Genomic DNA, 12,732 nt, shown 5'->3' with positions numbered 1-12,732 from the left:
CTGATCACGTGGCCCACCAATACCCTCATGGTCAGCTTGTCGAACCACGCACAATGGTGATGCAAAGAATCATCAATTTCCCTCATTCGACAATCTCCGCCGTCTCCAGGACCGCGTGAAGCAGGACATCCGCCCCGGCAGCAGCCCATTCCTTTGAGATATCCTCATCCTCATTGTGGCTGAGGCCATCGACACAGGGACACATCACCATAGATGTCGGCGCAACTCGATTGATCCAGCAGGCGTCGTGCCCCGCGCCGGAGATAATATTCCGGTGACTGTAGCCGAGCCGTTCGGCTGCATTGCGAACGGCCGTCACACAGCCCGCGTCGAAAGTTACCGGGTCGAAATGGCCGGCCTCCTCGATCAGGATTTCGAGGCCGAGCTCCTTGGCGATCTTCGGTGCCTTTGCCTCGATCTCAGCCTTCATCGCGTTCAGTGTCGCAAGGTCAGGCGAGCGGATGTCGACCGTGAACACTACCTTGCCCGGAATGACATTACGCGAGTTCGGATAGACATCCACGTGACCGATCGCACCGACGGCACTCGGCTGATTGGCCATGGCAACGGTGTGCACGAGCTCCGTGATACGCGACATCCCGAGCCCGGCATTCTTGCGCATCGGCATTGGCGTCGAGCCGGTATGGCTTTCCTTGCCGGTCAGGGTGATCTGGAGCCACCACAGACCCTGCCCATGGGTGACGACGCCGATATCCTTGCCTTCGGCCTCAAGGATTGGCCCCTGCTCGATGTGCAGTTCAAACAGCGCATGGATCTTGCGCGCTCCCACCGGTTCATCGCCCTTCCAGCCAATGCGCTCCAGTTCATCGCCGAACTTCTTGCCCTTGGCGTCTTCGCGATCATAGGCCCAATCCTCGCCATGGATGCCGGCAAAGACGCCCGAAGCCAGCATGGCCGGCGCAAAGCGGGTTCCTTCTTCATTGGTCCAGTTGACGACGACAATCGGATGCTTGGTCTGGATATTGAGGTCATTGAGCGTTCGCACCAGCTCAAGTCCACCCAGGACGCCAAGAACGCCGTCGAACTTGCCGCCGGTCGGTTGCGTGTCGAGATGACTGCCAACGTAAACTGGCAGTGCACCAGGATCTGTGCCGGGACGGGTAAAGAACATGTTGCCCATGGTGTCCACGCCCATGGAAAGTCCCGCCTTCTCGCACCAGGACTGGAAGAGACGGCGGCCTTCACCATCTTCATCGGTCAGCGTTTGCCGGTTGTTGCCGCCCCGCACACCCGGACCGATCTTTGCCATTTCCATCAGGCTGTCCCATAGACGGTCGCCGTTGATCCTGAGATTTCCCGTGAGCGTCATGGCCATGCCCTCTGTTATGCGAGCTTCTTCAGTACATCCGCCAATATGTCGAACAGGCGCTCGATCTGGCCCTTGCTGATGATGAGCGGCGGCGACAAGGCGATGATGTCGCCCGTGGTCCTGATCAGCAGGCCCTTCTCATAGGAATCAAGGAACGCCTGGAAGGCACGCTTGGTTGGAGCGCCCTCAATCGGCTGGAGTTCGATGGCGCCGATCAGGCCGAGATTGCGGATATCGATGATGTGCGGCAAGCCCTTGAGCGCGTGGATTGCATCGGCCCAGTAGTCCGAGAGTTCGGCCGCGCGGGTCATCAGGCCTTCGTCTTCATAGGTGTCGAGCGTTGCGAGCGCGGCGGCACAGGCGACCGGATGGCCGGAATAGGTATAGCCGTGGAACAGTTCGATCATGTTTTCCGGACCGGTCATGAACGCTTCATAGATCTGCCGCGTAGCAAACACCGCCCCCATGGGAATGACGCCGCTGGTAATGCCCTTGGCGGTCGTGACAAGGTCAGGGACGACGCCAAAATAATCGATGGCGAAGGGTGCGCCGAGGCGGCCAAAACCGGTGATGACCTCATCGAAGATCAGAAGGATATCGTTCTTCGTGCAGATCTCGCGCAGGCGCTGCAAATAGCCCTTAGGCGGAATGAGGACGCCAGTCGAGCCGGCCACGGGCTCGACAATGACCGCAGCGATATTGGAGGCGTCGTGCAGGGCGATCACCCTTTCGAGGTCATCCGCAAACTCTGCACCATATTCGGGCTCTCCGCGCGTGAAGGCATTGCGGGCCAGATCGTGCGTATGGCGGATATGATCGATACCACCCAACGCATTACCAAACATTTTTCGGTTGCCGGAAATGCCTCCAACGGAAATGCCACCAAAGCCGACACCATGGTAACCGCGCTCGCGCCCGATCAGCTTGACCTTGGTGCCATTCCCCTTGGCGCGGTGATAGGCAAGCGCAATCTTCAGCGCCGTATCGACTGCTTCCGAACCGGAATTGGTGAAGTAGACGTGGTCTATCGGCGACGGCAGCATGGCCGCAAGCCGCGCCGCCAATTCGAATACTTTTGGATGGCCCATCTGGAAAGCAGGAGCATAGTCAAGTTCTGCGACCTGCTGCTGCACGGCTTCGACGATTTTCGGGCGGGCATGACCGGCGTTGCAACACCAAAGGCCCGCAGTCCCATCCAGGATTTCGCGGCCATCATGCGACTTGAAATGCATGTCCTTGGCGCTGACGAGGAGACGGGGGTTCTGCTTGAACTGCCGGTTTGCCGTGAACGGCATCCAGAATGCTTCCAAGTTATTGGTGCCAAATGCCGACTTCGACATGCGACTTCGCCTCCTGATTGCGGATGTTACCGCTTATTTTGTGTTCCCGAATGATTGAACCTCTGGCACAATCAAAAACTTGACTACTTGGTCAAAATGCAGGCTAGAAGAGCATAGGAAAGCGGTCAAGCGCTTTATGGAGTTTTCGGGCAGTTCGGGATGCGGCGAAAGGCCTGTCGGGTCAGGGGAAGAGGGACGGATGCATGGCGAGGGCGGTGAAGAAAAAGGCAAATGAGGCGCCGGAAAAAACGACCCGGATACAGGAAATCAATCGCCGCCTAATTCTCGATGCGGCGCTCGATGTCTTTTCAAATTATGGCTTTCGCGGCACCACGATCGACCAGATCGCAGAGAAGGCCGGCATGTCCAAACCCAACCTTCTCTACTATTTCCCGCGCAAGCAGAACATCTATGTCACGCTGCTTGAAGAAACGCTGACCGAATGGCTCGCCCCATTGGCCGAGATCGACCCCGAGGGGGATCCCATCGAGCAGCTGCGCAAGTACATTACGCTCAAGATCAACATGTCCGAAAGCCATCCCGAAGCGTCGCGGCTCTTTGCCAACGAAGTTTTGCACGGCGCCCCGGCGATCAACGAGTTTCTGACCAAGCACCTCAAGCCACTCGTGGATGAGAAAGCCAGCGTCATCCGCCGCTGGGTCGGCGAGGGCAAGCTTGCGCCTGTCGACCCCTACCATCTCATCTTCATGATCTGGGCGACGACGCAGCATTATGCCGACTTCGATGTTCAGGTGCGGGCGATCATGGGAAGCCAGGTCGGCCGACCCGGCTTCCGGGAGCAGACGGCGCAGGCTGTCCTGAGCATCATTCTCAATGGCATCAGGCCGCGCGCCGTCTGATTGTCAAACCTCCTACTCCGCTGCAGCCTTCGCCATCGGATTGTTGGGATGGGTCGTCCAGTTGGCGTAGTCCGGCTGGATTGGTTGTTTCGTGCGCGGATCGACACCGGAGGTCATGGGCACCATGCTGATGCAACTGTCCACCGGACAGACATTGACGCATAGATTGCAGCCGACGCACTCCTCATCGATCACCTCGAAGTGCCGTGCGCCATCGACCATGTTGGTGATGGCCTGATGCGAAGTATCCTCGCAGGCAATGTAGCAGCGCCCGCACTTGATGCAGAGGTCCTGATCGATCCTGGCTTTGGTGATGTAATTGAGGTTGAGGTACTGCCAATCCGTTACGTTCGGCACCGCAAGGCCACGGAAATCCTCGATGGTCCTGAACCCGCGCGAATCCATCCAGTCGGAGAGGCCGGATATCATCTCCTGCACGACCTTGAAGCCGTAGGTCATGGCAGCGGTGCAAACCTGCACATTGCCGCAACCCAGAGCGATATATTCTGCCGCGTCGCGCCATGTGGTTATGCCACCAATACCGGAGATGGGCAGTCCACGTGTTTCGCCGTCGCGCGCAATCTCCGCCACCATGTTGAGTGCGATCGGCTTGACCGCGGGGCCGCAATAGCCGCCATGGGATCCACGCCCGTCAATGGATGGTACGGGGGCGAAATTGTCGAGATCCACCGAGACAATGGAACTGATGGTGTTGATCAGTGATACCGCATCGGTGCCGCCGGCTTTTGCCGCGCGTGCAGGCTTGCGAATATCGGTGATGTTGGGCGTCAACTTGGTGATGACCGGCATGCGGGTATACTGCTTGCACCAGCGCACCACCATTTCGATATATTCCGGGACCTGGCCGACAGCGGAACCCATGCCGCGCTCCGACATGCCATGCGGGCAGCCGAAATTCAGCTCTATGCCATCGGCGCCGGTGGCTTCCACCAGCGGCAGAATGGCCTTCCAGGACTCCTCATCGCATGGCACCATGATCGAAGCGATCAGGGCGCGATCCGGCCATTTCTTCTTAACTTCCGTCATTTCCCGCAGGTTTACTTCAAGCGGGCGATCGGTGATCAGTTCGATATTGTTGAAGCCCAGCAGGCGCCGGTCTGCGCCATGGATCGCGCCATAGCGGGGACCATTGACGTTGACCACGGGCGGTCCCTGTTCGCCGAGCGTTTTCCATACAACGCCACCCCACCCCGCCTCGAAGGCACGTTCGACATTATAGGCCTTGTCGGTGGGCGGCGCGGAGGCCAGCCAGAATGGATTTGGGGATTTGATGCCAAGGAAAGTCGTTGAAAGATCAGCCATGTTGATCTCCTTCAGCCGGCAATAGGGCTTGAGTGACTGGATTGCTGTGCCGATGTCGGTCCGCTTTCCGAACTCTCTGCCATGACCGCTTCGGCAAAGCCGCTCACCTTATCCGGTTGCTGCATCAGCGTACGATGAATGGACTCTGCCGCAATCTTCCCGTCCTGTACGGCGGCAACGGTCAGGTCTTCGCCACCGGCGATGCAATCACCCCCCGCCCATATGCCCGGGATCGAGGTTCGGCCTTCGTCATCCACGCTGATACGACCACGCGACAGCGCAATCCCCGCTTCGCTGAGGATCGTTTCTGCCGGTGTCTGGCCTATCGCCTTGAATATCTGATCGCTGGCAAGCGTGATGCTTTCACCGGATGTCACGAGCCGGCCATCGGCCATCATCGTATAGTCCAGCGTTATACCGCAGACCTCGCCATGTTCATTGCGAGTGAGGGCGCGTGGCTGCAACCAGTGACGGATGATCACGCCGTTCTTCAGTGCAAGTTCCTGCTCATAGGCACTGGCGTTCATGTTCTCCGGACCCCGGCGATAGGCAATGATGACATTCTCGGCACCCAGCAGTTTGGTCTGCACCGCCGCGTCGATGGCGGTCATCCCGCCGCCGATGACGACAACGTCCCGGCCCACGGCAATCTGGGAGAGATCCTCGCTCTGGCGCAGGACGGAAATGAAATCGACGGCATCGATGCAGCCAGCGGCGTCCTCGCCTTCCAGTCCAAGTCCGTTGACGCCTGGCAAGCCCATGCCCAGAAAGACCGCATCGAAACCGGCCCTGAGGGCATCGAGGCTGATATCGCGGCCAAGTGCCTTGTCGTTCTGGATGGTGATACCGCCGATCTCAAGGATGAAATCAATCTCTTTTTGCGCGAAATCATCCACGCTCTTATAGGCGGCAATGCCATATTCGTTGAGGCCTCCGGGCTTGGGCCGCGCTTCAAAAATCGTCACTTCATGGCCATGCATTGCAAGCCGGTGCGCCGCAGACAGGCCGGCAGGGCCTGCGCCGACGACGGCAATGGATTTGCCAGTGGGCTCTGCCCGCTTGAACGGGTGCTGGCCGTTCTCCATCAGGTGATCGGTGGCGTAGCGCTGCAACAGGCCAATCTTCACCGGCTTGCCTTCGGCAGCTTCACGCACGCAGGCCTGCTCGCACAGGGTTTCCGTCGGGCATACGCGGGCGCACATGCCGCCCATGATGTTTTCGGAGAGGATCGTCTTGGCCGAACCGGTCGGATTATCGGCGTTAATCTCGCGTATGAACAAGGGTATGTCGATGCCGGTCGGGCACGCGTTCATGCATGGCGCATCGTAACAGAAATAGCAGCGGTCCGATTCGACGAAAGCCTCATGGCGGGTGAGCGGCGGATGCAGATCGGAAAAGACGTCGTCGTAGGTTTCAGAAACAAGACGCCCAGCCCTGACGTCGCGAATGCCAGAATCGATCGATCCCATGAAATCGCATCTCCTCTTTCTGGCCGCGCCCGGTTCCCGTGGGTCACAGCCATTCATGACGGGCCGGTTCGTCCGGCGCCTCTCACGCAAAGAATGCCATGTTTTCACAAAAGGTCAAATTTTTTATCAAACGGTCAATAATTAACCTCCGGCTGGTATCGCCCGGTTGCGGAGAGGCTTCCGTGCCTCTCCGCTCTCCTATCAATCATATTTGCGCCAGAATGCCAGACCCCTGATGTTTGCGCGGTTGATAGGGTTGACACCTCCGTTGCCACCATAAAGCGCATTCGATGCCAGGTAGGACATGTTGTACACGTCCTTGAGCTTGACGCTATAGGTTTTGGCCTCGAGTTTGGCCTCCATAATGTTCGACTCGCCCCAGGCTCCCCAGTTTTGCCGATGAGGCATCACCGCGACTTCGCGCGATACGACGTTTCCGGCGTTGTCGCTGATTTCCACCTCTTTCACTGTGGCCGTTATTCCAGTGTCGATCGCATTATGCGCATTTCCGTAAGCCACCCGAAAGGTGTATGTACCGCTTGCCGGTGGTGTGAACGTGAATGTGAGTTCCGCGCCGGGAAAACCCCAATCGGCCCAATGGTAAGCGCCATGCTCCAGGACGAAGCGGGCGTTGGCGCTGGTATTGATCGCAAGGGAAATGTCTTGTTGGCTGGCTGGCAAAATCGATTGGCTGCGTGCCGGTTGTCCGGCCCCGACTGCGCCCGTATCGCAGAGCGGCTCGCTGCGCTGCGATACGTTACGCAATCCAGAGGCATATTGCCGCTCCACCGTGTAGCAGGGTATATGGTCGACTATGTCTCGGCCCGCTTCATCCTGCCAGCGCATCCAGCCAACAGGACGGCCACTGGCTGCAATGTTGGGCGTACCGGAATATACCAGTTCGCCATCGCGGTAGATGTTGACCGCGCCTCCCGCCAAAGCCTCCGGCCCAAACTGCAGGGTTGGAACACCAGCCACCCTGTCCAAAAGAATATCCTCCGCGAGGTCCGGACCATATAGGTCCGTGTCGGCGGACACGGTGGTAATCCTGTCGGCATCGCTCTGCCTGTCGATGAGGCCAATCTCGAAGAGATTCGGCTCGTCTGCCTTGAGGCTCGCAGCGGGCGTGAACCCTTCCGGATCGATGGTTGCTCCGTTGAGCGATGCTGTGCTGACCTGGTAAGCGCCGTCACTCGAAAGACCTTTGGCCGGCAGCTTGACCTTCACATTGATCTTGCGTCCGCGATAGTCGAGGTTGCTCAAGGTCAGTTCGCGCTCTCCGCCAAAGACGTCGCCATGTATCCTCTTGGTGATAAACGGACGGAACCGAATGCCGGCATCCATCTCCACGTCGCGACCGAAGATCGTATCCAGCACTACCCCAATATAGCCGCCCACAGACCATAGCTGGGCCTCTGAATTGATGTGGGGATCGTTGGGCGAAAGGGTGACAAACTCGAAATTCTCCATGTTGGACAGGTTGAGCGCAGCGCCCGTCATCAGCATCATGAAATTCTTGTTCACCACGGCGGAATTGCCACCCTTGGCGGCGGCCTTGACAAGATAGCTGGAGACAAAGGGCCAAATAGCCCGGTTGTGGTAGACCTGCCTGGATTGCCTTTCTGATGCATTCTCATAGATGATAGGAACATCGCGCACTTGCGGCCAGACGACTGGCGCGCCCGCGGGGGCGTGCGGGTAGTTGGCCAAAATCTGCGTGGTTGCCGTCTTGTCAGCAACCCCATCCAGAATGGCCAGCGTCTCTCCCAGCAATTCGAAGCGGCGCACCGGCCGCGGATCGTGCTTGGTAGGCTTCATCATGCTGTAGAGCCCGTAATCGGCCAGCCATAGCTCCTTGTTGATGGCAACTTTCAGGGTGCTCGCCCACTCCTCATATTTCTTTGCTTCATCATCCCGTTTCAACTCCGTGGCCATCTTGGCGGCGACGTCGAGGATTTTATAGAATCCGACATTGGTCGATAGCACCTTGGACATGGCGATATGCGTCAGATCCCTAGCCGCGTAAGCGGGATAGGTTTGCTGCCGCCAGTCGGTAAACGAGGATTCGCCCCTGTAGAGGCCATCGCGCCAGTCATAGACCGCACTGCGGTCTTTCTCGATCGTGTTGCGGATTGCCGTATAGGCCTCGTTGAGGAATTGCGTCCGCTCGTCGCCGTCGAGATATTTCAGCACTTCCCAGGCACCCCGCGCCCAGGACACGCGGTCTGTGCTGACCGGCCAGCTGCCACCGCTGCCAGTATCCTGGATGATTTCCGTTCCTTCAGGCCCTTGCGTTCCAAAACCGGCGCGTCGTTGCGATGTCTTGAACAACAGGCCGTTCCTGGCGACTTGCGGATTGATCTGGGCAAGGCCGAGATCGATCGCATAGGCGGTATCGCGCGTCCACACATAGGACCACTTAACACCTGTTTTATAACAACCAACCGTGCCGCCACAGGGGATCGGTTGCTTCTGGTTATAGGCGTCATCGCTAACGCCAGTCACCGTCATCTCCCCGGCTTCCTGGATGGCTAGCGCAAACAATCCGTCGAACAGCGGACTGCTCGTTCTCGTTACCGGCCGGTTCGCATCTTCTGTAACGACACGCACCCCACCATGCCTTTTGGTCTTCGTCGCGTCCCACCGTCCTGGCTTGTCTGATCTCAAATAATATTTGCGCAGGCCCGCCTCGGTATCCACGAAATAACTCAAACCGCGACTGCCACGGCTGCTCAGGCTTGTCAGGCCCGTGCTGGATTTAAGGTTGGGGACACACTCGCCGTCAACGATTTCGCCCTGCTCACACGCCGTCTCCTTGATCTCGAGCTTGTCAGGAACGCACGCGCCATCGACAACGGTGCCATCCTTGCACACGACCTCAGGCTCCGCGATCACCCGTGTGTCGGGTTTGCATTGACCATCAGAAAAGGTACCGCCGCTGCATTGCGTGGCAACCTCAGGGTTAACTCCGTCCTTGCTGCCAGCTTCCTCAGATGATCCGTTGCAACCGGCAAGAAACAAACCGCCAAGCATGGCGGCCGCCAAACGCAGCCTGTACAATGCCATGAATTCCTCCCAATAAATCAAATATCGCTTATGAAAATTTCGTCGAGCAGCGAGCGGTATCGCCTGCAAAAACATCTTCGCCCAAGAGCGAAATGCAACCCAGGGGAAGATCGCCTCGCTGCAAGACCTCCTCAGACTGCGGCTATCAGGTCAGCCGCAGACGCGTCAATTCGACAATCGTCTAAGGAATCAGGATCGTCCGGGGCGAAAGGGCGAACAGGCGCAACCGTTTTTGGAGGCTTTATTCCGCAGCGAGGGGTGGCTGCGAAATGACCTCCAGCAGTTCGCGATTGAGGCGCGCCTCTTCTTCCGCCTTGGGTTTCGAGAACCCTGCAAGCAGCAGATAGGCGACCGGGGTCAGGAACAGGGTCGAGGCCGTCGCCATGCCGAGACCGCCGACGATGACCCAGCCGAGTGCAATGCGGGCCTCGGCACCGGCACCGCTGGCTAGCACGAGCGGGACGCCGCCCAGGATGGCGCAGAGCATGGTCATCACCACCGGTCGAAGCCGGATGTTCGAGGCTTCCTCGATCGCTTGGCGGACGCTTCTGCCCTGATCGCGCAAATGGTTGGCAAATTCGACAATCAGGATGCCATTCTTCGCCATGATGCCAACGAGAAGCACGAGGCCGATCTGGCTGTAAACGTTCATGCTTGTTCCCGTCAGCAGCATGGCATAGACGGCACAGGCGAGACCGAGCGGGACAGTCGCCATGACGATGACGGCACTGATGAAACTTTCGAACTGGGCCGCCAAGACAAGCAGGATGATAAGAAGAGCAAATCCGAATGTAATCGCCATGCTCGAGGAATTTTCGCCGAGCGTCGCTGCTTCGGCAAGCGGGATTATGCGGTATCCTGGCGGCAGCATCGGCGCGGCTATCTTCTGCACCGCGCTATAGGCATCGCCGAGCGCGAAGTCAGGGCTCAGTCCGGATGTGATGGCGACGGAGCGCATCTGCTGTTCGCGCGTCAAGGCCGGCGGCACTGCGACTTCCGTCAATCGCGTAATGGTTGACATGGGAACAAAGCGCCCGTCACCAGTGCGCAGGAAGACATTTTCTAGATCGGTGGGATCATTGATCGGATTGGTCGTCGAGACGAGTTTGACGTCGAAACTGCGGTCTTCGATATAGACCGAACCGATCTTGTAACCATCGAGCACCGACTGCAGAGCCTGGGCGAGACCAGTGATATCAATGCCCAGATCAGAGGCGCGCTCGCGATCGATCGATACGGCCAATTGCGGCTGGGTCGGTTCATTGGTCAGGCGCGGGCGATCAAAGCGGCTGTCCTTTTCGAGCTCGGCAACGAGTTTCGAAGCCACAGTACCAAGCTCGGCATAGCTCGTACCCACGACAGCAAATTGCAGGCCATTGCCGGCGCCTCGAATGCCCAGAGAGTTGGGTTGTGCGGCAAAGACCTGGATGCCGGGAATGTTGCGCACCCGCCTTGAGAGGTCCGCCACGATCTCCTGCTGGCTTCTCTCACGTTCCTTCCACGTTGCCAGGCTCAACACCATGAAGCCGCGGTTGGTATTGCCGTTTTGTCCGGCGATGGAAAACGTGTTCTGTATTTCCCCAGAGTCGCGCAAGGGCTGAATCAGCGTTTCGATCTTGCGCATCTCATCGTTGAGATATTCGAGGCTGACACCCTGCGGCGCCGTGATGCGAAGGAAGGCAGATGCGCGATCCTCCGGCGGGGTAAGCTCCTGCTTGAGCAGCGAAAACCCGCCATAGGCAGCACCTGCAAAGAGCAGTGACACCAGAACGACAATCCACGGCCCGGCAAGACACGCATGGAGCATGCGGCGATACAGGCCGCCGAACCATCCGCCGATGCGGCCTACAAGCCCCGGCGCGTGGGTCACATCCTCGTGCTTCTCTTCACTCACACTGAGCAGCCGCGAAGCGAGCATTGGACAGAGAGTCAGCGCGACCACAGCCGATAGCAGCACGCAGATTGCTAGCACGAAGCCAAACTCACGGAAAAGGCCGCCGGTCTGGCCGGGAAGGAAGGAAAGCGGGACGAAGACGGCTGCGAGCGTCACGGTGGTTGCGACAACAGCGAAAAACACTTCCTGTGTGCCGAGGACGGCGGCAGCACGCGGACCCATGCCCTGATTGCGTCGGCGCACGATATTTTCAAGCACCACGATCGCATCGTCGACGACGAGGCCGGTTGCGAGGACGAGCGCCAGCAGCGTCAGGATGTTGATCGAGAATCCCGCCAGATAGATGGCGGAGATGGTACCGATCAGGGCGACGGGCATGCTGACGGCCGGAATGAGGGTCGCGCGAATGTCCCACAGGAACAGATAGATGATCGCGATGATGATGACCACCGAGACGCCGAGTGCGATCTCGACCTCGTGGACCGCGCCGTTGATGAAGTCGGCGTCGTCGCTGGTCACGCGGATATCGACACCTTCGGGCAAGGTCTTCTGCAACTGCGCAACGGCTTCGCGAACGCCCTTGGAAATATCCAGCGTATTCGATTGCGCCTGACGGATAATGCCAAGCCCGATGCCGGTCTTGCCGTTAGCGCGCAGCGTTGATGTCCCGATGTCGGGACCCATCGTGACTGTCGCCACGTCTCGGATCTTGGTCTGACCCTTGATGATGATGTTTTCGAATTCCTCGGGTGTCGTCACCGGCGCCTGCGCCCGCACGACGATGCTCTGATCGTTGCTGTTGAGCTGCCCCGCTGGTGTATCGAAGGCCATCGTGTTCAGCGCATTGCGGATGTCGGCAATGTTCATGCCAAGGCCCGCAACCTTGCCCTGATTGATGTCGATACGGAAAATCTTGTTGCGATCGCCGTTGATCTGGACGTCGGCAACGCCAGGGACGGACGCGAGCACATCTTCGATCTGGTCCTCGACAAGCACCGACATGTCTTCAACAGCCATTGTGTCGGAGGTAACGGCAAGCCGCATGACCGCGTCTGAATTCGCATCGGCCTTGACGATGCGGGGTGGATCAGCGTCGTCCGGCAACGTGTTGGAGATACGGCTGATCGCATCACGCATGTCGGCTGCGGCAACATTGAGGTCCACGTCATCGTTGAACTCAACCGTCACACGGCTGTTGCCAAACGAGGAACTGGATGAAATGGATTTGACACCGGAGACACGCGACACAGCACCTTCAATGGCTGATGTGAGCTCGCGATCGACGGTTTCCGCCGCAGCTGATTCGAAATCTGTCGAAACTGTCACCACCGGGCGGTCGACATCGGGCAATTCCCGCACGTCGACACCGTAATAGGCGGCAAGCCCGGCAACGACGATCAGTGCATTCAGCACCAGCGCCATGACCGGGCGGCGGATGAAAAGCGCGGTA

The 12,732-nt window shown here is 58.5% G+C and carries 7 protein-coding genes; 1 reads left to right on the top strand and 6 read right to left on the bottom strand.

What is annotated here, in order from left to right; genetic code table 11:
* Positions 1–82 precede the first annotated feature (82 nt).
* Both K9U38_RS15515 and aptA read right to left on the bottom strand, forming a co-directional pair.
* A complete protein-coding gene (locus K9U38_RS15515; RefSeq protein WP_224495249.1) occupies positions 83–1,330 on the bottom strand; it encodes a Zn-dependent hydrolase in 1,248 nt (415 codons plus the stop codon).
* A gap of 14 nt (positions 1,331–1,344) precedes the next feature.
* On the bottom strand, positions 1,345–2,670 hold the full coding sequence (gene aptA, locus K9U38_RS15510; protein ID WP_224495248.1) for an omega-aminotransferase AptA: 1,326 nt from the start codon (positions 2,668–2,670) through the stop codon (positions 1,345–1,347).
* Between the two features lie 203 nt (positions 2,671–2,873).
* Between aptA and rutR the strand changes: the two genes are divergently transcribed.
* The gene (gene rutR / locus K9U38_RS15505; protein ID WP_224495247.1) at positions 2,874–3,530 is read left to right on the top strand and encodes an HTH-type transcriptional regulator RutR; all 657 of its coding nucleotides are present in this window, start codon (positions 2,874–2,876) and stop codon (positions 3,528–3,530) included.
* A gap of 12 nt (positions 3,531–3,542) precedes the next feature.
* Here rutR and preA read toward each other — a convergent pair whose 3' ends face one another.
* From preA to K9U38_RS15485, 4 genes are all read right to left on the bottom strand, one after another.
* On the bottom strand, positions 3,543–4,853 hold the full coding sequence (gene preA / locus K9U38_RS15500) for an NAD-dependent dihydropyrimidine dehydrogenase subunit PreA (protein WP_224495246.1): 1,311 nt from the start codon (positions 4,851–4,853) through the stop codon (positions 3,543–3,545).
* A gap of 11 nt (positions 4,854–4,864) precedes the next feature.
* Positions 4,865–6,322, bottom strand: a complete 1,458-nt coding sequence (locus tag K9U38_RS15495; protein WP_224495245.1) for an NAD(P)-dependent oxidoreductase — start codon at positions 6,320–6,322, stop codon at positions 4,865–4,867.
* A gap of 201 nt (positions 6,323–6,523) precedes the next feature.
* The gene (locus K9U38_RS15490) at positions 6,524–9,388 is read right to left on the bottom strand and encodes an alpha-L-rhamnosidase-related protein (protein WP_224495244.1); all 2,865 of its coding nucleotides are present in this window, start codon (positions 9,386–9,388) and stop codon (positions 6,524–6,526) included.
* Between the two features lie 241 nt (positions 9,389–9,629).
* Positions 9,630–12,704, bottom strand: a complete 3,075-nt coding sequence (locus K9U38_RS15485; RefSeq protein WP_370631961.1) for an efflux RND transporter permease subunit — start codon at positions 12,702–12,704, stop codon at positions 9,630–9,632.
* Positions 12,705–12,732: the final 28 nt, after the last annotated feature.

It is taken from the genome of Phyllobacterium lublinensis (genome assembly GCF_020164435.1).
Lineage (GTDB): Bacteria > Pseudomonadota > Alphaproteobacteria > Rhizobiales > Rhizobiaceae > Phyllobacterium > Phyllobacterium lublinensis.
The sequence above is the reverse complement of the archived record's forward strand: the minus strand, read 5'-3'. Positions and strand labels throughout refer to the sequence as shown.

Coding starts and splice junctions, on each gene's coding strand:
- K9U38_RS15515 (WP_224495249.1), bottom strand. CDS start 1,330: ATGACGCTCACGGGAAATCTCAGGATCAACGGCGACCGTCTATGGGAC.
- aptA (WP_224495248.1), bottom strand. CDS start 2,670: ATGTCGAAGTCGGCATTTGGCACCAATAACTTGGAAGCATTCTGGATG.
- rutR (WP_224495247.1), top strand. CDS start 2,874: ATGGCGAGGGCGGTGAAGAAAAAGGCAAATGAGGCGCCGGAAAAAACG.
- preA (WP_224495246.1), bottom strand. CDS start 4,853: ATGGCTGATCTTTCAACGACTTTCCTTGGCATCAAATCCCCAAATCCA.
- K9U38_RS15495 (WP_224495245.1), bottom strand. CDS start 6,322: ATGGGATCGATCGATTCTGGCATTCGCGACGTCAGGGCTGGGCGTCTT.
- K9U38_RS15490 (WP_224495244.1), bottom strand. CDS start 9,388: ATGGCATTGTACAGGCTGCGTTTGGCGGCCGCCATGCTTGGCGGTTTG.
- K9U38_RS15485 (WP_370631961.1), bottom strand. CDS start 12,704: ATGGCGCTGGTGCTGAATGCACTGATCGTCGTTGCCGGGCTTGCCGCC.